Annotated in this window: 22 protein-coding genes; 8 read left to right on the forward strand and 14 right to left on the reverse strand. The window is 70.2% G+C overall.

What is annotated here, in order from left to right:
- Positions 1–443: 443 nt before the first annotated feature.
- The 5 genes from KIK06_RS15200 to KIK06_RS15220 form a co-directional block, all read right to left on the reverse strand.
- A complete protein-coding gene (locus KIK06_RS15200; protein ID WP_268643662.1) occupies positions 444–1,292 on the reverse strand; it encodes a replication-relaxation family protein in 849 nt (282 codons plus the stop codon).
- The gene (locus KIK06_RS15205) at positions 1,289–3,055 is read right to left on the reverse strand and encodes a type IV secretory system conjugative DNA transfer family protein (protein ID WP_268643664.1); all 1,767 of its coding nucleotides are present in this window, start codon (positions 3,053–3,055) and stop codon (positions 1,289–1,291) included. The genes KIK06_RS15200 and KIK06_RS15205 overlap by 4 nt, the downstream gene beginning before the upstream one ends.
- A complete protein-coding gene (locus tag KIK06_RS15210) occupies positions 2,974–3,690 on the reverse strand; it encodes a hypothetical protein (RefSeq protein ID WP_268643665.1) in 717 nt (238 codons plus the stop codon). The genes KIK06_RS15205 and KIK06_RS15210 overlap by 82 nt, the downstream gene beginning before the upstream one ends.
- A gap of 635 nt (positions 3,691–4,325) precedes the next feature.
- Positions 4,326–4,799, reverse strand: a complete 474-nt coding sequence (locus tag KIK06_RS15215; protein WP_268643667.1) for an SAM-dependent methyltransferase — start codon at positions 4,797–4,799, stop codon at positions 4,326–4,328.
- Positions 4,800–4,834: 35 nt separating this feature from the next.
- Positions 4,835–5,992, reverse strand: coding sequence for a hypothetical protein (locus KIK06_RS15220; protein ID WP_268643668.1), 1,158 nt, complete (start codon positions 5,990–5,992; stop codon positions 4,835–4,837).
- A 173-nt stretch (positions 5,993–6,165) separates the two neighbouring features.
- Between KIK06_RS15220 and KIK06_RS15225 the strand changes: the two genes are divergently transcribed.
- From KIK06_RS15225 to KIK06_RS15245, 5 genes are all read left to right on the forward strand, one after another.
- Positions 6,166–6,714, forward strand: coding sequence for an ATP-binding protein (locus tag KIK06_RS15225; RefSeq protein ID WP_268643669.1), 549 nt, complete (start codon positions 6,166–6,168; stop codon positions 6,712–6,714).
- 318 nt (positions 6,715–7,032) lie between these two features.
- Entirely contained in the window at positions 7,033–7,827 is a 795-nt protein-coding gene (locus KIK06_RS15230; RefSeq protein WP_268643670.1) for a DNA-3-methyladenine glycosylase family protein, read from the forward strand.
- A complete protein-coding gene (locus KIK06_RS15235; protein ID WP_268643671.1) occupies positions 7,802–9,268 on the forward strand; it encodes a B12-binding domain-containing radical SAM protein in 1,467 nt (488 codons plus the stop codon). Before KIK06_RS15230 ends, KIK06_RS15235 begins: the two co-directional genes overlap by 26 nt.
- Entirely contained in the window at positions 9,265–9,885 is a 621-nt protein-coding gene (gene tmk, locus KIK06_RS15240) for a dTMP kinase (protein WP_268643673.1), read from the forward strand. The genes KIK06_RS15235 and tmk overlap by 4 nt, the downstream gene beginning before the upstream one ends.
- A 19-nt stretch (positions 9,886–9,904) precedes the next feature.
- Complete coding sequence (locus KIK06_RS15245) at positions 9,905–10,336, forward strand: NUDIX hydrolase (RefSeq protein ID WP_268643674.1); 432 nt, start codon at positions 9,905–9,907, stop codon at positions 10,334–10,336.
- A gap of 1 nt (position 10,337) precedes the next feature.
- On the opposite strand, the gene KIK06_RS15250 is transcribed toward KIK06_RS15245, so the two are convergent.
- Entirely contained in the window at positions 10,338–10,874 is a 537-nt protein-coding gene (locus KIK06_RS15250; RefSeq protein WP_268643676.1) for a class IV adenylate cyclase, read from the reverse strand.
- An 871-nt stretch (positions 10,875–11,745) separates the two neighbouring features.
- Here KIK06_RS15250 and KIK06_RS15255 point away from each other — a divergent pair.
- Positions 11,746–11,892: a hypothetical protein gene (locus KIK06_RS15255; RefSeq protein WP_268643677.1), complete on the forward strand. Its 147-nt coding sequence runs from the start codon at positions 11,746–11,748 to the stop codon at positions 11,890–11,892.
- A gap of 9 nt (positions 11,893–11,901) precedes the next feature.
- Here KIK06_RS15255 and KIK06_RS15260 read toward each other — a convergent pair whose 3' ends face one another.
- From KIK06_RS15260 to KIK06_RS15275, 4 genes are all read right to left on the reverse strand, one after another.
- Positions 11,902–12,600 (reverse strand): Crp/Fnr family transcriptional regulator, encoded by a 699-nt coding sequence (locus tag KIK06_RS15260; protein ID WP_268643678.1) that lies wholly within the window; start codon positions 12,598–12,600, stop codon positions 11,902–11,904.
- 55 nt (positions 12,601–12,655) lie between these two features.
- A complete protein-coding gene (locus KIK06_RS15265) occupies positions 12,656–13,090 on the reverse strand; it encodes a hypothetical protein (protein ID WP_268643679.1) in 435 nt (144 codons plus the stop codon).
- 113 nt (positions 13,091–13,203) lie between these two features.
- Positions 13,204–13,992 (reverse strand): class I SAM-dependent methyltransferase, encoded by a 789-nt coding sequence (locus tag KIK06_RS15270; RefSeq protein WP_268643680.1) that lies wholly within the window; start codon positions 13,990–13,992, stop codon positions 13,204–13,206.
- Between the two features lie 26 nt (positions 13,993–14,018).
- Complete coding sequence (locus tag KIK06_RS15275) at positions 14,019–14,753, reverse strand: Crp/Fnr family transcriptional regulator (protein ID WP_268643681.1); 735 nt, start codon at positions 14,751–14,753, stop codon at positions 14,019–14,021.
- A gap of 222 nt (positions 14,754–14,975) precedes the next feature.
- Between KIK06_RS15275 and KIK06_RS15280 the strand changes: the two genes are divergently transcribed.
- Together KIK06_RS15280 and KIK06_RS15285 are read left to right on the forward strand one after the other, a co-directional pair.
- Positions 14,976–15,410: a hypothetical protein gene (locus tag KIK06_RS15280; RefSeq protein ID WP_268643682.1), complete on the forward strand. Its 435-nt coding sequence runs from the start codon at positions 14,976–14,978 to the stop codon at positions 15,408–15,410.
- A 2-nt stretch (positions 15,411–15,412) separates the two neighbouring features.
- Complete coding sequence (locus KIK06_RS15285; protein WP_268643683.1) at positions 15,413–15,673, forward strand: thioredoxin family protein; 261 nt, start codon at positions 15,413–15,415, stop codon at positions 15,671–15,673.
- Positions 15,674–15,708: 35 nt separating this feature from the next.
- Here KIK06_RS15285 and KIK06_RS15290 read toward each other — a convergent pair whose 3' ends face one another.
- The 4 genes from KIK06_RS15290 to KIK06_RS15305 all read right to left on the reverse strand — a co-directional run bounded on the left by KIK06_RS15290 (position 15,709) and on the right by KIK06_RS15305 (position 19,760).
- Positions 15,709–17,088 carry a dihydrolipoyl dehydrogenase family protein gene (locus KIK06_RS15290; RefSeq protein ID WP_268643684.1) on the reverse strand — a complete coding sequence of 460 codons (1,380 nt, stop codon included), beginning with the start codon at positions 17,086–17,088 and terminating at the stop codon, positions 15,709–15,711.
- Positions 17,089–17,149: 61 nt separating this feature from the next.
- On the reverse strand, positions 17,150–18,037 hold the full coding sequence (locus tag KIK06_RS15295) for a cytochrome c biogenesis CcdA family protein (protein WP_268643685.1): 888 nt from the start codon (positions 18,035–18,037) through the stop codon (positions 17,150–17,152).
- Complete coding sequence (locus KIK06_RS15300) at positions 18,037–18,585, reverse strand: redoxin domain-containing protein (protein ID WP_268643686.1); 549 nt, start codon at positions 18,583–18,585, stop codon at positions 18,037–18,039. Before KIK06_RS15300 ends, KIK06_RS15295 begins: the two co-directional genes overlap by 1 nt.
- Before the next feature lie 2 nt (positions 18,586–18,587).
- Positions 18,588–19,760, reverse strand: coding sequence for a DUF3179 domain-containing protein (locus KIK06_RS15305; protein ID WP_268646005.1), 1,173 nt, complete (start codon positions 19,758–19,760; stop codon positions 18,588–18,590).
- Positions 19,761–20,141 lie beyond the last annotated feature (381 nt).

Consider the following 20,141-nt stretch of genomic DNA (forward strand, 5'->3'; position numbering starts at 1 on the left):
GGGTTGGGGCGGGTGTCAATGGCCCCGGGTTCGCACGCACCCGGAACTGCGCTTCCTCACCTCAACCGCCCCAGGAGTCGGCGTTCGTTCGCCCCACCCCAGGCAGGTCATCCCAGGTAGATCGGACTACCGAGACTGCTGTTGGAGCTCACGTCTCGAATGTCCGCAAAGTCGATACCGAACCTGGAAACGCACACAAAAACTCGCATTTCAGACATAGGGGAACTCCGGATTCCAGATCGAAAAGAGCACGAAAGAATCGCCGCCGCACGTGGCAGTGCCGATCGTTCCTGACAGGAACGAGAATCTTCAACCGGAATTCGTCAGAACAGTCACGGCACCCCGAAAATCTTCAGAAACGGTCGTGCGGGCCGCGTGCCCTGCGCATGACTGCGGCCGCCCGTCCAGGAGGCTCCTGAACAGGCGGCCGCTGGTGCGCCGCGTCAGTCGATCGGGTGGCGTTCGGCGACCTGCATGAGCGTCAACCGGTCCTGGCTGTGGGCGGGCCTCCACACCGCAACCGCCGGTCCCGGTTCGGCGAGATCGGCGTACGTGGCCAGATAAGCCCCCGCCCGACTACTGCTCCTGGGGGCGAGCACCCTGGCCAGGTTGGTCTCCCTGACCCGCGAGTGCACGACGAACAGCACCACCGAGGCAAAGCGCGTCGCCCGCGCGAGGTCGGCGTAGCCGGTCATCTTGTCCCGCACCATCGCCAAGGTCTCCGAACCGGTGTCGTACTCCACGAACACGTGCGCCTGCTCCCCCTCCTGCTCCCATCGCACGTAGCCGTCGGGGCGCACGTAGCGGCCCCACCGCTTAGCGCACTCGGCCTCGTTCAACCACTGCGCCAGCTCCGCACCCGGCGTCTGGCGGGCCGCGACGGTGAAGGCGACCAGGCAGTCGACCAGCCCGAGCATGTGCCCCAGGCGGGGTGAGTCCGCGACCCCCGCCGCCCGATCGAACCGGTAGGAGACCGCCTCAGCTCCCCTCTTCTGGGCGAGCAACCGGGCACCGGCTGAGCCGAGCACCCAGTGGTAGGGGCTGCTCCCCCGCAGCGACAGCGGCCGGAAGCGGTCCAGGAGCCCGCAGCCGTGGAGCCTGCGCAACCGGAGCCGCACCGACCTCTCCCCCGCGCGGGGGAAGTAGAGGCGGTGCAGGTGCTCGGTGGTCATCACCTTGTGGTCGTGCACCCCGCCCAAGACCTGAAGGTCCCGGGGCATGATCCGCCCCCGGACCAGCGACGAGGGACGTACCTGGCTGCGCTCCACATGGTCCTTCGCGTGCCCCCTCACGTGCGCTTCCCCCTCCGGGTGTCGCTCACCGGAAAGGGCCGCCGCTGGAACAACGGCCTCCCCGGGGACGGCCCCACCCCCGAAACAGGAGGCTGCGTAGCTGTCTGCGGGGCGTGACGCCGTGCGGCCTTGCGCACCAGGGTCGCCCGACCCTCCACCCCGGACGGAAGCGGGCGGGTGCGCACCGTCGCCGCCCCCTGCTCCTTGGCCCCCACCAGCGGGCGCACCGCCGCCTGGTAAGCACCCAGGTTCGTCAGGTCGTAGGCCCCCAGCACCGGCAGGGTGTGCTGCTGCAAGCTGGAGGCGTCGTCCGGGGACGCAGCGAAGTAGATCTTCGTTCGCGCGTTCGCCGACACCGCCTTGCGCAGGTCCGCGGGAAGCTGCCCGAGCTCCTGGTGAGCGAGCGTCAGCCCGAACCGGTAGCCGCGGGCCTCGGCGAGCATGTCCTCCAACGAGCCCGGCAGATTCAGGAAATTCTGGGCCTCGTCGATAAACGCGCACAGGTCCTTGCGCTGGTGTTCTGGCGTGTGGATGCGGGCGGTGACCGCCTGCCAGGTCGCCGCCAGGGCGAACGACCCGATCAGCGAACTGGTGTCCTCCCCCAGCCGCCCCTTCGGCAACCGCAGCAGCACCAGGTGCCCGGTGTCGAACAGGGACGGAAGGTCGATGGTGGACGGGCCCGAGGCCACCACCTGGCGCACCCACGTGCGCAGCAGCGCGGTACGCAGCTTGTTCAACACGGGCCCCGTGACCGCTGAACGGGCCGAGACCGTCAGCCCCGTGTACCAGTCCCAAAAGTCCGCGAGCGCCTCATCCTCACCCCCTCCCCGAGCGGTGACCTTGCCCATCACCTCGTTGCGTAGCGCGTCGTCGGCGAGCAGGCGCGGGATGTGCCCCAACGTCAGCCCGGGATCCTTCGCCCTGGTCAGGGTGAGTGTGGCGGCGCGCAGAATGTCATCGGTCCGCGGCCCCCAGTACTGGTCGTAGATCCGGCGGAAGATCCCCACCACCGTGTCCGAGACGAAGTCCGGATCCCCGCCCTGCAACAGGTTCAGCCTCGGCGGTGGGGCGTTGTCGTCGGGGTCGAACAGCACCACCTTGTTGATGGTGTGTTCGGGTAGGCGGGCGAGGATGTCGGTGACCAGGTCACCGCGCGGGTCGATCACCAGACCGGCCCGGCCCGCCTCGGCGTCCTGCAGGACGAGGTTGGCGAGCAGCGTGGACTTGCCCGATCCGGTCTTGCCGAGGATGTGCGTGTGCTGCCTCGATTCAGGCACCCCCAACGCGATGGGACGGCGCACACCGGCGTCGGAGTCGCCGACCACCCTGGTGTTCTCCCCGCCCCTGGGCACCACCGGGCTGGGTGCGGTCGGGCGGGCTCCGGCCCTGGCCAGGCCGGGGACGCACGTGTCGGTGGGTAGGTGCGCGATCCCGGCCAGCTCGGCGGTGCAGAGCAGGAACCCGTTGGCGAGGAACCGGTTGACCGCCCACCAGGTGGGTTTGGGCATGAAGTGGCGGTCCAGGTGGTTGGTGCCGCTGGTGAAGGCCGCGAACCCAGAGGCCACACCGTGGGCTCGCCCCCGCAACCGTTCCTTCGCGGCCGCGCCCTGGCGGGTGGTGGTGAGGATGTAGGCGATATCGCACGCCAACCTGGGGCTGGACGCCTTGGTCAGGATCGCCCTCACGTCATCACGTGTCCCCGGCAGCACCGGCATTCGCCGGGGCTGCGAGGAGACGGTGGGGTCCACCGCGTCCAGCAGCATGGCCCCAGGCCAGGGTGGCCCTGGCGTCGGGCCGCGGCCTTGCGTGCCCGGGCCAACCGGAGTCCGGTCGCCGGGCGCGCGCTGATCCGGACCAGGCAGTGCTCGCCCTCCACCAGGTCCTCCAGTGCCCCCAGGAGGGCGCGGAGCGGGTCGTCGTCGAACTTCGTGCGCAGCGGGAACTCCTCACCACGTCCCAGACGCACCAGACCTCCCGTGGTGTACGCCCCTTTTGGCAGGGGCGACTCACCGACAGTCAAGTTGCGTGTGGAGGTCGTCGCGCCGGGCCAGGCCGAGGCGACGGCCCGCTCCACCGTTCCTGGCGGCACGATCCCGGGCACCCACACCTGGAAGCGCACCCCGGCGGCGGAGGCCACGATCTCCACGCACAGGTGCGGTTGCACCAGCCACCGCGACCAGCGGGGCTTAAGCAGCCCCATGGTGTGGTTCCAGAACTCGGTGGCGTTGGCGAGGGTGGCCTGCGGTGGCGGCAGGATCTCCACCAGGCGGGCCTCGCGCGACAGGTAGCGGTGGCGGGCCAACCGTGCCGTGATCAGCGCGGCGGACACCGCGAGGGCTATGAGCGGGATCATGGCGATGACCGCGTACACCCCGCCTCCGACGAGGAAGTCGATCATCCGACCACCTCCCCGCGTCCCCGCACCGCCGCTGTCGGGACGGTCGGCCGGACCTCCAGCAGCCGCCTCCTGGAGCGCTGTTTCTTGCGGGTCTGTGTTGTTCTCACCTGGTCGACCTCCGTCATCACGTGCCCTCGACCGTCGAGGGCTCCGGCACCGGGGCCATCCGCCGGGGGCTGCGCGTCGCCGCAGCACCCCCGCTTCCGGTTGCCCTGATGACCTCCTAGGAAGACGGGTGCAAGGCGAATGCGACATGCTCGTGTGAACGATGCGTCGGAGGGTCGACACAAAAGCGGTCGAATCGGACGTCGATTTCCGCAATACGCCGTCAGCTTGAAGTTTCCGCGCGTACAGATCCGCGGGTTTCCCCGGGTGTTCCAAAGGCCGGTGAGGTTGGTCAGTGGCATTCGCCGTTGAGGACACCATCGTGAGAAGAGCGATCGAGGTAACCGAGCAACTGCACGGCACTGGTCGCTTCAAGCCCCGCCTGGTCTTGTCGGTTGAAGCCAGCGCTCCCGCTCAAGGATCCAGTCCTGTACGGGCCCGACGAGGGCTGGAGCCGCTACTGCGGCAGCGGTGTACTGCCGACTGGCCACGGTCTGACTATCAGTGCGGGGATGTTCGTCCCACGGCGACTACCGGGGCGGCGTCGCCCAGTAGTCCGAGAGCATCTGGCCGGGCCACGCGGGTTGGCGGACCTCACCACGAGGGCCGAACTCGGCAAACCACGGAGCGATGTCCAGAATGGGGGTTCCGTCGACCGCGTCCAGGTCTTCCACGTAGAGGTCGCGTCCTTCGACCTTGAGCAGGCGTGGGTGGGAGATCGCGAGTCGGGCGGGGCGGCGGTGGTTGCGGTGAACGAACGTCCCGGTCTCCGGCCAGTCCGTGTTCCCTCGCGGGTGTCGTGAACCCAGGTGCACATCGTCCTCTGACCCGTGGTGGAAGTGCCACACGACCTGGAGGTGGGAGAACTCCTCCAGTCCCTTCAGGGTGTCCAGGGGCAGGTCCGCGTTGAGCCGGATGATCGACTGGATCCCTCCCCAGTAGTCGTCGGCGACCTGCGAGCGTCCACCGACGACGGTGGCGATGGGAGTGAGGGTGATCTCCACTGGAGGGTCCTTCCAGGGGCCGGTACCGGGCCAGATCAGGCTACACGCAGGACTTCGGCGGCTCGAAGGTCAACCTCTCGGACGGCGCTGATGCCGCGTCCCCGCACCGTGCTCAACGCGGTTCTCATGGTCTGGACCGTGTTCTTCGCCCGGCCCGAGCGCACGCCCTCCATCGCGTCCAGCGCCCGCGACCAGGTGGCGCAGGCTGCTTCGATCTCGCCTCGGGAGGCCTGGATCTCCCCGAGGTAGCCCAAGGTCACGGCGTGGGTACGGCTGAACGCGGCGCCTCGGAGTTGGACGCTGCGCTCGAACTCGCGCTGTGCGCTCCCCAGGTCGCCCATCGCTTGGAGGGTGCGGGCGGTCTCATGCGCGAGGCTGGCCCTGCCGAAGAACCAGACCCGGGCGGGCTCGGTGTCGGGAGTGGCATCGGAGAGATCGTCCTCAGCCCGCAGCAGGGCTTGGGAGGCACTCTTGGTGTCGCCGACGCGGGCCAGGCTACGTGCGTGGACGACGCCCAGCAGCGCGCGCTCGCGGGGACCAGTCGCGTCGTAGCAGGAGGTCGCGGCTTCGGTGAGGTTCGCGGCTTGCGGGTAGTGCCCCAGATCCAGGGCTTGGTGGGCCAGTGCCCGCAGGATGTGACCGACGAGTGCCCGGTCCCCGGCCTCGGCGGCGAGCTTGGCGGCCAACTGGAGGTAGCGCTGCGCTGTGGCGTGCCGGTTCGCGTCGATGTCGTCGGAGGTGACGGTTCCACGGGTCGTTGAGCGGGCCCGTGCCCTCTCCAGGCACTGCCGCCACCAGGACTCCTCTGGCAGAGCGAGCCCTGCCACGGAGTAGACAGCGGTGCCGATGAAGCCTCGTCTGTCCACGCTTCTCCCCAAGTCGGCCAGCGCCGTCAGGGTATCGGCTCCCCAGATGGCCCCGGCTGACGGGATCGGGGACCTGCCCAGACCGATCTCCTCCAGCCGTACTGGCCGACCCAGTCCTCGGGAGAGCGTTTCGCACAGGACAGCGGGGGCCGGGTCTTGCGGTCGGGTGCCGGAGACCCACATCGAGATGGTGGAGCGGCCCACGCTGACCAGGTCGGTGTGCCCCATTTCCTGGGCCACTCTCACGAAGCGGCTGGCGGTCTGCTGCTGGGACCAACCGAGCTCGGCGATGAGGGACTTCAGCTTGTCGTTGTGGCCACGACGCATTCCGTCCTCCGAAAACCCCTTGGCAGCGTTGGCACTGTTCGACGGCGCATACCCGTACCGATCAAACGCGCGCAGTGGTTATCTCACCGTAGCGACCTGGATCACATGCGTGAAGCGATTCGTGTTCTCTGGCCGATCCCGGTCGCAGTTCCTGTCCTTTATGAGGAGTTGCCGTGTCAAGGATCGAAATGCCGCTTCCGCCGCTTCCTCTGCCCCGGTTCGTCAGGTCGGACCAACCCAATGTGCTCGCTGTGGAGTACGGCGCCGACTCGCGACTGGCCGCGCAGGCACGGCGCTGGGTGTGGACGGCCAGCAGGCTCCACCGGCTCCAGGCCGAGCCCCTGGTCTGGATCGCCAACGAACTCTTCGCCAACAGCCTCCGGCACACCCGCTCCGGGCTGCTGGGCGGGAAGACGCGGTTGACGCTCACACACCTCCCGAACCGTCTGCGCATCGCCGCCACTGACGAGGGGCCCTTGCCTGATTCGGTGCCCGGCGAGCCTTATCTCAGTGCGGAAACCGAGGCCGCCCCCCTGGGCTTGGGGTTGACGTTGGTCAGCGCTCTGGCGACCGCGTGGGGCTGGCACGGGGATCAGCACGGACACACGGTGTGGGCGGAGGTGGCACGCCCGAAGCCCGGCAAGCCCATCATCCATTTCATGCCGGCCGTTACCCGCCACGCCGTGACCGCACGCCTTGAGGCGGTGGCGGGTGAGTGCTGAGCGTGCCCCGCGGGTTCTGTCCGTGTATCCGGCCACCGGTGCTGTGCGTGTGCTGTCTCCTTTCGAGGCGGCATGGCTCACGACCTCTCGGCGTGACCGGATGGTGCATCTGGTCCCCGTGGGGAGGCGGACACACCAGGAACTCGCGAGACTGCTTTTCGAGACCGACCCACTTATCGGGAACGTGACCCGTCAGTATCGGGTGGTGCGTGATCCACGCACGCAGCGTGTGGTCGGTCGCGGGCTCTCCTCTCGGGGAGAGCAGGCACTGGCCGCGCTGATATCCCGGCTGTCCCGTGACTGACCTCGGAGGACTTCATGCGCGTGATCGTTGACCATCCTGGGTGGACCCCCGCTCCCGAGCTTCGCCGTACCGTGCGCACCGAGTACGGCGTATGGATCGCGACCGCTGGTTCGGCCCTCATCCTCGACCGGGTCGGAGAGGGCCACGGCCCGGATCCGACCGTAGACATGTACTCCCCGATGAGCCTCGGCGGGTCGATCCCCGAGAGCCTGCGCTCCGCTCTGGAGGAGCAGGGTCCGGTGCAGCGGTTGCGTACCGCCGACCTGTGGGAAGCGCTGGCCACCGCGATCATCCGCCAGGTGATCCGCGCCGACCAGGCCCGCCTGATGTACCACCGGTTCTGCGCCGCCTACGGCGCCCCGCTCCCGGGGGCCGGACTCTCCGCCTTCCCGCGTCCCGAGACCGTACTCGCCCTGAACGAGGACGACTTCGCCGGACTGGGAATGGCGTTCAAGCGCCGACCGCTGATCGCGGCGGCTGAGGCCTTCACCGAGTCCGGCCCCAAGTGGGCGGAGCTTCCCGCCGACGTGCTGGTGGAGGAAGTGCAGACGGTACCTCGTATCGGCCCGTGGACCGCCGGAGCCGCCGTTGCCGACGTCACTGGTGACTTCTCCCTCTACCCCTACGGCGACATGGCCGTGCGCACGTGGGCGGGCAAGTCCTGCCCCGACATCGACTGGCCCGCCGACGAGGCGACTTTCGCCCGCTGGTGGCGGTCCTTCGCCGCCACACCCGAACAGCTCTCCGCCCTGACCGTGCTCACCCTCGCACTGGGAGGACCCCGTGGACAGGACCAACCCCCTTCATGACCTGATCAGCGGCCACACCCCTGGCCGTTCCCTCGACCTGCTGCTCGTCAACGCGCCCCTGCGCGACTACGCCGAACGCCCGCGCGTCAACGACTACACGCTGCCGGTGCTGGGCATGGGCTACGTCGCCACCTACGCCGCGCGGTGCGGGTTCGCGGTGGGTGTGCTCGATGCTGAGGCGCTCGGGCTGCCGGTCGCCGACGTCGTCCGGACCGTCAACGCAGCCGCGCCCAGGTGGGTGGGGTTCAACCTGCTGGCACCCACCTACGAGATCTCCGCGACCATCGCCGCGGCCCTGGATCCCGCCATCAAGGTCATGCTCGGCGGACACCAGGCCAAGGCCATGCCTACCGAGATACTCGCCGACCCCCGTATGGCCCGTTGCGAGGCCCTGGTCATCGGCGAAGGTGAGACCCGTACCGTCGAACTCCTGCACGATCACCGCAACCGGGGGGACCTGCCCGGGGTGATGTGGCTCGACCCCGTTCTGAAGGCTCCAGTGACAGGCGGTCGGCCGGGGCAGGGCCACCACCTCGCCCCGCCGATCAACGACCTGCCGTTCGTCGACCGGGACTTCCTCACCCAGGACCCGCACTTCGAAGCAGGCCGGTGGGAGGCGAACATGGTCGGCGCCCGCGGCTGCCCCTATGACTGCTCCTTCTGCGGCGCCGCCGTTTCCGCCAACCCTGACATCACGATCCGGGTCCGTTCCCCCGAGAACGTGGTCGCGGAGATGGAGCACCTGCGCGCCGCCTACGGGGTGACCGCGTTCCGCTTCGTCGACGACCTGTTCCTCGGTGCCCGCCGCGTCATCAACACCATGGTGGACGGCTTCGCTACCCATCACGTCGGGGAATGGGCGGTGTGGGACGCCACCGGCCGCATCAATGTGCTCGCCCGCGAGACCAACGCCGCCTTGGACCGCTTGGTCGCGAACGGGCTCAGGGAGGTCGCGCTCGGTATCGAGTCCGGTTCCGAGCGAGTGCTGTCCTACATCGACAAGCGCATTACCCAGGACATGATCCGCTCGGTCGTCACCCGGCTCGTCAGCAGGGGGATCAGCGTGAAGGGCTACTTCATCCTGGGCTTTCCCGGCGAGTCCCGAGCGGAGATGGCACAGACCGTGGACCTGGTGCGGGAGCTGTGGGACCTCACCGATAGCGCCCCCGGCCGTTTCCGCAGCAGCGTGTTCGAGTTCCGCCCCTACCCCGGCACCCCGGAGTGGCACCGGCTCATGGCCTCCGGCCGCTACACCCCCGACCAGCTCCTGGACTACAGCGCCGTCGACCTGACCGACCAGGGCGTGGACGAGGCCATGAGGCAGCGCGACGAGTTCAACTTCTCCTCCAACATCCAGTTCGGCGAAGCGTCCGTGGCCGAGGTCCGCGCCGCGCTGGTCGAACTGTCCCACGGCGAGCACCAGCGAAGGGCGGCGGCATGACGGGACTGCTCGTAGCGGTCGACGGTCCAGGTGGGGCCGGGAAGTCCACCATCGTCAAGGCGCTCGCCGCACGCCTGGCGGACGACGGGCTGCGGGTGCTGGCCACCACTCAACCCTCCACCGGGGCCATCGGTCGACTCGCCCGCAGCGGTACGCACGAGTTCCCCGGCCTGGCGTTGGCCTGTTTGGTGGCAGCGGACCGCTATCACCACCTGGCCGTCCAAATCCGGCCCGCCCTCGCTGACGGGCAACTCGTGCTGTGCGACCGTTTCACCGCCTCCTCGCTCGTCCTCCAAACCGGTTTGGACGAGATCCCGGAGAGGTTCGTTCGAGAACTCAACAGGTTCGCGGAGCCACCAGACCTCCAGGTCGTCCTCACCGCGCCGGCCGAGGAGCTGCACGAGCGCCTGGCCGTGCGTGGATCGCACGGCCGGTTCGAGGACGATCCGGCCAACACGGTCAGGGAGGTCGCCTTGTATGAACGGGTCGCCGACCAACTGACCCGCGAAGGAGTGCTCACCGAAGTCGTAGATACCACGCCCGGCGTGGAGGAGACCGTGTCACACCTCGCCGACCTCATCAGGGCGCTATGGTCGCAGAATCGAGCCGCCGCCTGATCATGGACAGGACCCCGCCATGCCCTACACCAGCGTCATCGACGTGCACGTCATCCTGCACCGGAACGGCGAGATCGTGCTGCTGGAACGGCAGGGCACCGGGTACTGCGACGGCATGCTGCACCTGCCCTCCGGGCACCTGGAGGAAGGCGAGCCCTCGCACGAGGCCGCCGCGCGCGAGGCACGTGAGGAGATCGGGGTCGACATCGACCCCGACCACCTCACCCTGGCGGCCGTGGTCCACCACCGCCAAGATCCCGGGCACGCCCGACTGGGACTGTTCTTCCTGGCCACCGAGTGGGCGGGCGAGCCTTACAACGCCGAACCGGATGAGTGCGGAAAGCTCGTGTGGGTGGACCCGCGGGTGCTGCCGTCGAACACCATCGCCTATCCGGCCGAGGGCGTCCGCGCGTGGCTCGACGGGATGCCGTTCACCCCGCACGGGTGGTGACTCAGGCGGCGGCGCGCACCAGCGTGTCGTAGGTGTCGGTGGTGCGCTCCAGCTCGACGCCGAGCCCCCGCGCCCAGGCGTCCAGCTCGGCCTGGACCGTCAGGCCGTCGCGGTCGTCGTCGATGACGAGTTCCAACTCAACGAACGTCCCCACGTCCTCGACCGTGTCAACGCAGACCCCGATCGGACCGGCGGCCCCGGTACGACGGTGCTTGACGATGCGCACCGTGGGTTCGTAACCCATGGCGAGCACGGCGGCGTGCATCTGATCGCGGTCCGCGACGACCGTCTCGTGCTCGGCGCACTCCATCGAGTTGGCCAGCGGCGTCTTGGTCGTGAAGACGTGCGCTCCGCTGTCCAGGCTGCGCAGCCGGGCGAAGGTACGGCCGACCTTGCCCATCTCTGGCCTCCAGCCCGCGGGGGCGTAGGCCTGATCGTCCTGGAAGACCGGCTCCCCCAGCTCCACCCCAGCGGTTTTGAGCGCGAGCAGGACCTCTTCGAGGTCTTCCACCCGGTACTTCGTCTCAATCTCCCGCATCACGCGCCTCCTGGGCTTCGCTGTCGCCGTGCCCCAGGAGCGTACCGAGGACGCACCAGTCGCATCCGCCCATTGGCCGAAGACCGTCCTGGGGTGGGCTGAGCGATGGACGGTGCGATCCCGTGCCCGAGTCCGCAGGGACACGACTACGTCCCCGACCAAACTCCGGTCCGCCACGGACGCACGGCCACGGCCACCTGCTCTCGCTGCGGAGACACCATCACCGCGACCCGGTGAAGGCCCCTTCGCATCAACGAGCGCTCCCAGAACGGGAGTGACGGTTGCTCGGCTCTCAGGAGTGGCAGGAGGCCATCTCAGCACACACCGCAGCCTCTATCAGAACAGGTACGAGACACTCCCCCGCTGAGCGCCCGGCATCACAGGGCGTGATTGGAGTGGGGTCACCTGCGGCTCCGCCCGCCCGGCTGCGCGCGGGTGGTTTCGGAGGAGTCGCATGGGGCGGCACCAGCCACGCCGTCCGCTCAGCCGCCTCCGGCGGCATGGTGCCGGCCGGACCCAACGTCACCTTCGGCGGCTTCCAGGTTCACACGAGTGCCGGGAGGCGATCCCGGCACACGCCGCAACCTCCACCAGCCGCGATACGAGACATCATCAACGACATCAAAGCCCGCCAACCGCCGGTCCAAGGCATCCCCGTGGTGCGTTCACGCCGAGGACCTCGCAGGCGACGTCCGGCCAAGCTGCACGGCGACGAGGCCTACCACTCCTGGGAGAAGCGCCGGTGTCTGGACGCACGTGACATCAGAGTGCGCCTGACCCGCCCTGGTATCGAGTCTTCTCACGGATTGGGCGGGCGCCCTACAAGATCGGGCGCCCGATCGCCTGGCCGGGTTCCTACGGCAGGTGGAACGTGCGCTGGAAGCACACGGCCGCCATCTTCCTGGCCATGCTCGGCATTGCTTGCATCCTCATCTGCTACAGGCACCTGGCCAAGCACACCGGTGGCTTTCGAGATGAGCCCTTAACCACTGTCATCGCCGACGCGGACGCACACTGACACCGACCCTCACACCGTCCACACTCCTGAACGGCTCCCGTCAGCGAACACCGACAGCCCCGGCCGGTCGAGGACCAGGAGCGTCCCCCGGCGCGGACGTACCAGCCGCCGTCGCGCCAGCTCTCCCAACGCTCGCGTGGTGCGTTCCCTGGTGGTGCCGGTCAGACGGGACAGCTGCTCGTGGGTCAGGCGCACCGCGACGGGCCGGTGCCCGGGGTCGAGCGGCTCGACCAGTCTGCACAGCGTCGCCGCGGTGCGTTCGGGGACACTCTTGCCCACGGTGTCGGTCAGCCGCTCCTCCAGCTCCGTGATCCGTGCTCCCAGCTGCTCGATGAGTCGTACGGCCACGCGCGGATCCCACAGCAGGAGCTGCCTGACGTCGTCGGTGCTCATCACACACAACCGGCCCTCGCTGACGGCCTCGCACCAGGTGCCGTTCATCCGTAGTCCCAGCAGGGCCATGTGACCGAACACGGTTCCGGGCCCGGCGATGGCGGTGGTGACGGTCCGCCCGTCCTCCAGGACCCGGAAGAGCCGGACGTGTCCGCGCTGGACGACGTAGAGGGCCTCCATAACCTCGTGGGAGACACGCACCGTCTGACCCGGCCAGATCGAGCGCGGGGGGATGCGGGCGCTGATCTGCTCCATCCGCTCCTGTTCCAGGTCCTGGAACAGCGCGCTTTCGGACAGGCACCAGTGGTCAGTCACGGCGGCTCCGTCCGCGTCTACCCCGGGTGGAGCCGCCGGTACGGGATCGGTCCAGTCAGGCCTCGCTCCGACTCAGTCCGTACAAGGCCAGAGCCGTGACCAGGCCATAGGCGAGGTGACCGATGAGGCTCATCATCGCCACCGTGTTCATGGGGAACAGCGGCATGCCCAGCGCGGCGGGCATCAGGATCAGCGCGCCGAGGACCCACCACGCGGCGCCGTAGACCAGACCTGCCGCGATGGTCACGCCCGCCCGGTCGGCGACGGCGCCGGCCAGCAGCCCGAACACCAGACCGATGGCGGCCGAGATCGCCAGGTGGACCACCGCGCCGACCAGGGCGCTCTGGCTGCCGACGAGCATGGCGACCATCGGGAGCATGCCGGACATGGCCATGAGCACGCCGAAGACCACACCTCCGGCGAGCCCGGCGACCATGCCCCGCCAGGCGTGGGTGAGCGCGTGCGAGCGCGCGTGCGCGATCGTCGACATGGTGGCACCTCCGTGTGTTCGGCCCCACCCCACGCACGGTCCGTACGGTGGGCGGGGCGCGGAACGCTCACCAGCCAGCCCACCACAGTGTCTCCGGTACGGGTCGGATGCTGTCAGCGGTCTGACACTCTTGTGCCCTGCCGTCCCTTACCGGGCGGACGGGCCACCACCCTGGCCAGGGGGAGGGGAAGGGTGCGACCGGGTGCCGCCCACTGGGTCAGTGACCGCTCGGCCCCGCGGATCCGCCGGTCGTCCACGTGGGGAAGGTAGAGACCGCGCACCAGGAGCGAGGTGTGCTCGGGCTGATCCATGCGCAGACCGAGGACCCGCCTCTGTCGTGACAGGACGGTCCACCCCCGTGCACGGAGCAGCGCGGCCGTTCCGTCGCACGCGCGCGGTTCCGGCCAGGGCAGGTGGTGCGTGCGCAGGGCGGCCAGCACCCGGCCCCAGGCCATCAGTCCTCTCGGGGACGGGCCCGGCCGTGCGGGGGTGAGCGCGACCAGCAGTCCGCGCGGTGCCAGGATCCGTTCGATCTCGCCCAGCGCGGTCTCCATGGGACGCAGTACCTGGAGGGTCATCGCGGCGCACACCGCGTCGACCGACCCGTCACGGAAGGGGAGGGCGGTCGCATCCGCCATGACGAGCGGCCCTCGGTTGAGCGCCGCCGCGTACGCCAGCTCCTCCGGTGAGGAGTCCAGGCCCACCCACCTCTGCTCGGGGAGCCGGTCCCGGGTCGGCGCGGAGCCGCACCCCAGGTCGACGACGGCGCCGCCTCGCCCGCGCAGCGGCTCGACCAGCCACGTGTGGGGGTCGGCGTCGGCCAGTGCGAGGAGCCGCTCGGTGATACCGGGGGACGCCCCGTGGAAGCGCGCCAGGTAGTCGGCCCAGGCACGGTCGTCCATCGACCACCTCCGCACGGTCTCGCGGGTCAGGTGCGGCCGTGTACACGGCGTGCCAGGGCGCGACGGTCGACCAGGTCGATCGCCGCGTAGCGGACCCCGATCAGCCCGGCCTTCTCGAACTCCTTGAGGACCTTGTTCAGCGACGGTCTGCGTACCCCCAGCATGGCGGCCAGGGTGCGCTGGGGAAGCTCGACGACGTCCCCGTCGGCCTCGTCCAACAGCAGCTGTGCCGTCTGTTGGGTGAGGGAGCGGCCGAGCAGCCCGAGGATGCGCATGTGGCTGGTGTTGAGGCGTTCGGCCACACTCGACAACCAGCGCCGGGCCACGGCGGGGTGGGTGGCCAGCAGGCGCTCGAACTCCTCGGGGTCCAGTTCCAGGATCTCGGCGTCCTCCAGGGCCCGGCCGGTGTAGGGCAGGGGCATGTCCAACAGGAGTTGGATGTCGCCGTCCACGTCCCCGGGGCGCAGGATCTGCACCACGACCCGGCCAGGGCCGGATCCGGCGGTCAGTTCGACGTGACCCGAGCGCACGATCCACACCCCGGCCGTGTGCGGTTTGGCGCCGAACACCAGTCCGGCGCGGGGCACGCTGCGTCTGCGCAGGATCGACGCGAGCGCGGTGACGTCGTCTCCGGTCAGGGGCGTGGCGTGGCCACGACCCACACAGCGGGCGACCCAGGCGGCCTGCTGCAGGCGGGGGTCCTCACGGCCTCCGAGCAGGCTCAGGGCGCGGTTCATGGCCGCTGGTGTCTGTGGGGACATGGGGATCACGGTTCCTCGTCGCCAGAGGGCGTGTCCTTCGGCGGGGCGCGCCGTGCGGACGGTGGTGTCGATCGGACGTTATCCCACGTTGGGGCGGCGCACGCGGTTTCCTGGGGATTCGGCGTTGTGTGCCCGCGGGCACAGACGCGCTACCGGTCCGGTCGGTTGTGTGGGACGTGCAACGTTCCCAGGGGCCCTGCCCCGGACCCTACGGAGGTAGAGATGTCGACCATCGCCCAATCCCCCACGCCACTGGTGACGCGTGTGTGGCGGGGCGCCGTCGCCGGTGTCGGCGGCGGCATAGTCTTCGGAATGCTCATGGCCATGATGGGCATGCTGCCCATGATCGCCGGCATGGTGGGCAGCGACAGCGCCCTGGTCGGGATGGTGGTGCACCTGGTCATCTCGGCGATGATCGGCGCCGGGTTCGGTCTGGTGGCCGGGTCGCTGGCCGACCGGATCGGCGCGGTCCTCGCGGCCGGTGCGGGCTACGGGATGCTGTGGTGGGTCCTCGGCCCGCTGGTGGCGATGCCCATGATGATGGGGATGCCACTGTTCATGATCAACCAGATGACGATGATGAGCCTGATGGGGCACGTGATCTACGGCCTGGTGACGGCCGGGGTGCTGTTCGCGCTCAACCGCCGAAAGAGCTGAGCATGCCGCCGCCGCTGCGCGTGTTCGTGGCCCCGGGTTGTGCGGGTTGCGCACGCGCGTTGGAGCTGGCCGCGTTCGTGGGGCGGCGACGTCCGACCCACAGCGTGGAGGTCGTCGATCTGACCGATCCCCGGGCTCGGGTCCCCGACTCGGTGGTGGGCACCCCCGCCTTCCTGATCGGAGACCGCCTGTTCTCCCTGGGCAACCCGGATCCGGAACGGCTCCTCACGGAGATCGACCATATTAACGAGGCGACGGGGTGAGGGACCCGCGCTGATCGGTGCCCTCCTCGGCCCGATCAGCGCAGGCCCTCGACCGGGCGCGCGACGCGTCCGCCGTGGCCGCCCACGAACTGGGCGGCGGCCTGTTGCACAGCGACCGCGTGCGTGGGGTAGGCGTGGACGGTCTGGGCGAGCCGCCCGGCGAACATGCCGGTGCGCATCGCCAGGGCCAGCTCGTGGACGAGCTCACCGGCGCGTGCGCCGACGACGGTCGCACCGATCACCCGGCCGCCGCCGGTGTGGCCGAGCAGGCGACGGGGCCGGGTGATGATCCTGACGAAGCCGTCGCCGCGCCCGTCCGTGATCGCGCGGTCCACCTCGGCCATCGGCAGGTAGGCGACTCGGGCGTCCGGGTGGGTGCGCGCCGCCTCCCGCTCGGTCACCCCCACCTGGGCGACCTCGGGGTCGGTGAAGACCACCCGGGGAACGACCGCGTCGTCCAGCCGTACCCGGTCCCATCTCGCCAGCGCGTTGCGGGCGGCCACCCTTCCCATCAGGTGGGCGGCGTGGGTGAGCGCGTACCTGCCCGTGACGTCGCCCGCCGCGTACACCCGCGAGGGCGAGGTGGTGGCCAGGCGGTCCGTGGTGACCACGGCACCGGTGTGGTCCAGGTCGATCCCGGCGGCACCGGTCCGCAGCCATGCGGTGTTGGGCCGCCGACCCACCGCCACGAGGACGCGTTCGGCTCTCACGTGTTCGCCGTCGGTCAGCTCCAACCGCACCCCGCCCGCGTCCGACGTGGCGCGCACCGCCTTGACCGCCGTGCGAACGACGACTCCCTCGTCCGCGAAACGCGCCGCGATGACCGCCGACGCCTCCGGATCCTCCGAGGGCAGGAGACGGCCGGCCGCCTCCACCACGGTCACCGCGCTGCCGAGCCGGGCGAAGGCCTGGGCGAGTTCGCAGCCGATCGCCCCTCCGCCGAGAACCACCAAGCTGCGGGGGCGCTCGCGCAGTGCGAAGACGGTGTCGCTGGTCAGCGGCGCCACATCCGGCAGCCCAGGGATGTCCGGGACCAGGGGCGCGCTCCCGGTGGCCACGACCACGCGATCGGCGGACAGGACGCGCCCGTGCACCTCGACCTCGTCGGGGGAGAGGAACATAGCGCGCCCGCGCATGACCTCGATCCCCTCCGCGCGGAGGGCGGCCTCGTCCTCGGTCGCGGCGACGCGGCCCACCGCGGCGCGCACCCGGCGCATCGCCGTCGCGAAGTCCTCACCCCCGGCCGCCGCCGCGAGCAGCGTCTTGGACGGGACGCACCCGGTGAACGTGCAGTCCCCTCCGGGCGGTCCCTCGGTCACCAGCACGGGGTGTGCCCCCAACGCCCGGGCCGTGCGCGCGGCGGACAGCCCCGCCGCTCCGCCGCCGATCACCACCAGTTCGCGTGCCCGGCTCATGTTCCGCACCTCCCCATCCAGACGGAGAGGACTCCTACCAGAGGCCGGTGGGGCACGGGCTTCACCGGTCCGCCCCCTTCTCGGCGTGATTTCGCCCCGCCGTGCGGCACCGCCGGGCCCACAGCGCCCCGGCCGCCGCGACCAGGACCGGCACGGCCAGGACCAGGAGAACCCAGAGCACACCGGCCCCCTGCAACCGCCGGATGAGCTCGCCCTGCCAGCGCACGACGGCGTCCACCACCGGGTCCCCCGCCGCCGCACCCGCCAGGACGCGCAGCTCGAACCAGCCGTAGTAGGTGACATAGGCTCCGGCCAGCACCAACAGGGCGCCGCCCGCCCGTGTGACGTAAGGGAGCGCGCGCCGCAGGTACGTGACCACCGAGTCGCGGGCCAGCGCGACCGAGACCGTCAGGGCCCCGATCACCAGCGCCATCCCCAGCGCGTAGACCGCGAACACCCCGAGCAGACCGGGAACCCCGCCGCTGGCCGTGGCGCTCGTGGTCAGGGCCAGGAACGGCGCGACGGTGCACGACAGCGACGCGATCGCGTACGTGGCGCCGTAGACCGCCGCCCAACGCAGCGAACGGGTCGGACGTCCGGGGGCGGGACGCGGCAGCAGGATCCCGACCTCGCGCCCGGCCAGCAGCCAGATCCCCAGCCCGACCAGGGCGGCGCCGATCACCAGGGTCGCCCAGGGAAGGTGCCGCTCCACCGACAGGGCCAGCGGAACGACCGCCGCGCCGAAGAGGGCGAACACGGCGGTGAAGCCGCCGGTCATCACGGCGGTCGTGGCCAGGGCCCGACCGAGTGTCGACAGCCGACCACCCGGGTGTCCGTCGTCGGAGGAGACCAGGAGACCGACGTATCCGGGCAGCATCGCGAAGCCGCACGGGTTGAGGACGGCGAGCACGCCCGCGGTCAGCGCGATCGCGTAGGGCAGGGGGTCCATCAGCCTCCGTCCCGCCCGGCCAGGACCTCGGTGCGCACGTGCTCGTCCAGGTCGTCCTCGGCCAGGGTGCCCGTCACGGTGGTGAACGTGCCGTCCGGGCGCAGGAACGCGAAGGCGGGCTGGCTGGCGACGCCGAACCCGGACCAGACGGTCCCGTCCGCGTCGACGATGTGCCTCAGGCCGTCCGTGGAGGTGTCGGCGGTGAACTGACGCATTTCGCCGACCTCGCCGCGTCCGGCGACACCGACGAACTCCACCTGGCCGTCGAAGCGGTCGGCGGCCTCCACCACGCCGGGCGCCTCGGAACGGCACACGACGCACCAGGGGGCCCAGAACCACAGGACGACCGGTTCTCCGCGCAGTTCCTCGCCCTCGAACGCCTCCCCTTCCAGGGTCCGTGTCTCGAATTCGAACGCGGTCTCCTGGGTCCCTTCCTGCCCGTTCGTGGTGCCGGAACCGGTCTCGGGCTCGGTCGTCGCGCACGCGGACAACCCCAGGACCGCCGCGAGCACGGCGGCGGCCGGGCGGATACGCGGGCTGCTTCTCATCGTCACCTCAGGATCTCGGTCTCGGGAGTGAAGCCCACCCAGGCGAACCAGAAGGTGTCCAGGTGGTCGACGGGGGTGAGCCTTTCGCTCTCGAGTTCGCCGTCCACGGCGTGCCCAAGGACGTTCCAACGGCTGCCGGTCTGGTGGTCGGTGAAGCCGTCGTCGTCGGCCGTGAAGGTCAGCTCGCGCCCGTCCAGGGTCGGCCGGAACACCCCGGTGACGGCCGTCTCCCGTCCCTCGGCGATCACCGCCTCGTCCAGGGCCGAGGTCGTTCCCGGGCGAGCCCACACCGTGACGGGCTCGCCGTCGACCTCGGCCGCCACCACACCGGACTCCAACACGTGGTCCACGGGAACGGCCAGTGCGGTGTCGTCGGAGCCGATACCGACGACCCGCGACTTGGCGGGCAGACGCGGATCGGCGTCCGTGTCCAGAAGGAAGGGCTCCGTGCCGGGGTCGTCGTAGCCGACGTAGGGGTTGTGCCCGTAGTCGCGTTCGTGCCCGGTGTCCCGGCTGAGCACCGCGCCGTCGGGGTAGGCGCCGCGCCACTGCTCCCAGGAGACCACGGCCACGCTCACCCGGTCGAGTTCGGTGCCGGTCAGCGTGCCGGCCACGGCGCGGCCCTCGATCTGGGGCCACAGTGAGTGGGTCTGGCGGTCGAACATCACCAGGTCGGAGTTGTAGAGCATCCCCGACACCCCGAAGTCGAGGGTCCGATCGCCCACCCTGCGGTCGAAGGCGAGCGCGGAGTCGCACAGCGGGCAGTAGGTGACCGCCACGGGTACGCCGCCGATGGTGTCGTTGACGATCTCGTGCCAGATGAGGATGCGCACCGGATAGGCGCGCTCCTCACCGCCCGCGGACACCGCCATCACCGGATCGGTGGCCTCCAGCCAGTCGACCTCTTCGGCGTCCTCGAAGGCGGGGTCGGTCAGCGCCGGGATGCCGTCGGGCGGTGGGCCGCCGCTCAGCAGCCGGTCCACGTCCACGAGGGGGTCGGGGAGCCGGGGGTCCGCCGGGTCTTCGACGGCCGAGGGCACGTCCTCGTAGGGGCCGAGGTCGGAGGACGGGGACACGGAGGACGGTCGCTCGTCATCGGGGGGAGCGGCCTGGCAGGCACCGACAGCCAGAGCGAGGGCGACCGTGGCCGCCGCCCGCCGCACGGTTGGTCCCATCCTGCGCACGGATCCCTCCCCGACCTCTCGTGCTCCAAGTCTGGCCACGGGCGCCCGCGCGGTTCGGCCATGTGTCAGCGGGCGGACAGTCTCACGGCGAACCGCCCGGTATCGGCACCAGGATGGCCGCACCAGGCTGGACGGCGTGGGGAGGGGACCAGGTGTCTGAGGCGGTCTTCCACCGGCGACCGGGGCGTCCGTTCTGTTCGTCCCTGCGTGGGCGGCTGCGCGACGCGAGAGTACGGCTACCCGAAGTGGGCATCTGGCAGGACGGCGTGGCCGTCGCACGGGTCCTGCCGCGACGGCGATGAGTGTCCGTGCGCCGACACTCTGCCCACGTGTGTCCGGCGATTCGCGGTGGACCGCCGCGTGGCGCGGACC

The sequence above is a fragment of the Nocardiopsis sp. EMB25 genome (genome assembly GCF_026797795.1).
GTDB classification, from domain to species: domain Bacteria; phylum Actinomycetota; class Actinomycetes; order Streptosporangiales; family Streptosporangiaceae; genus Nocardiopsis; species Nocardiopsis lucentensis.

What these genes read in the sequence shown, in the direction of transcription:
- KIK06_RS15205 (WP_268643664.1), bottom strand. Translation starts at nt 3,055, where the DNA reads ATGCTGCTGGACGCGGTGGACCCCACCGTCTCCTCGCAGCCCCGGCGA.
- KIK06_RS15210 (WP_268643665.1), bottom strand. Translation starts at nt 3,690, where the DNA reads ATGATCGACTTCCTCGTCGGAGGCGGGGTGTACGCGGTCATCGCCATG.
- KIK06_RS15220 (WP_268643668.1), bottom strand. Translation starts at nt 5,992, where the DNA reads ATGCGTCGTGGCCACAACGACAAGCTGAAGTCCCTCATCGCCGAGCTC.
- KIK06_RS15230 (WP_268643670.1), top strand. Translation starts at nt 7,033, where the DNA reads ATGCGCGTGATCGTTGACCATCCTGGGTGGACCCCCGCTCCCGAGCTT.
- tmk (WP_268643673.1), top strand. Translation starts at nt 9,265, where the DNA reads ATGACGGGACTGCTCGTAGCGGTCGACGGTCCAGGTGGGGCCGGGAAG.
- KIK06_RS15245 (WP_268643674.1), top strand. Translation starts at nt 9,905, where the DNA reads ATGCCCTACACCAGCGTCATCGACGTGCACGTCATCCTGCACCGGAAC.
- KIK06_RS15250 (WP_268643676.1), bottom strand. Translation starts at nt 10,874, where the DNA reads ATGCGGGAGATTGAGACGAAGTACCGGGTGGAAGACCTCGAAGAGGTC.
- KIK06_RS15265 (WP_268643679.1), bottom strand. Translation starts at nt 13,090, where the DNA reads ATGTCGACGATCGCGCACGCGCGCTCGCACGCGCTCACCCACGCCTGG.
- KIK06_RS15270 (WP_268643680.1), bottom strand. Translation starts at nt 13,992, where the DNA reads ATGGACGACCGTGCCTGGGCCGACTACCTGGCGCGCTTCCACGGGGCG.
- KIK06_RS15275 (WP_268643681.1), bottom strand. Translation starts at nt 14,753, where the DNA reads ATGTCCCCACAGACACCAGCGGCCATGAACCGCGCCCTGAGCCTGCTC.
- KIK06_RS15280 (WP_268643682.1), top strand. Translation starts at nt 14,976, where the DNA reads ATGTCGACCATCGCCCAATCCCCCACGCCACTGGTGACGCGTGTGTGG.
- KIK06_RS15285 (WP_268643683.1), top strand. Translation starts at nt 15,413, where the DNA reads ATGCCGCCGCCGCTGCGCGTGTTCGTGGCCCCGGGTTGTGCGGGTTGC.
- KIK06_RS15290 (WP_268643684.1), bottom strand. Translation starts at nt 17,088, where the DNA reads ATGAGCCGGGCACGCGAACTGGTGGTGATCGGCGGCGGAGCGGCGGGG.
- KIK06_RS15295 (WP_268643685.1), bottom strand. Translation starts at nt 18,037, where the DNA reads ATGGACCCCCTGCCCTACGCGATCGCGCTGACCGCGGGCGTGCTCGCC.
- KIK06_RS15300 (WP_268643686.1), bottom strand. Translation starts at nt 18,585, where the DNA reads ATGAGAAGCAGCCCGCGTATCCGCCCGGCCGCCGCCGTGCTCGCGGCG.
- KIK06_RS15305 (WP_268646005.1), bottom strand. Translation starts at nt 19,760, where the DNA reads ATGGGACCAACCGTGCGGCGGGCGGCGGCCACGGTCGCCCTCGCTCTG.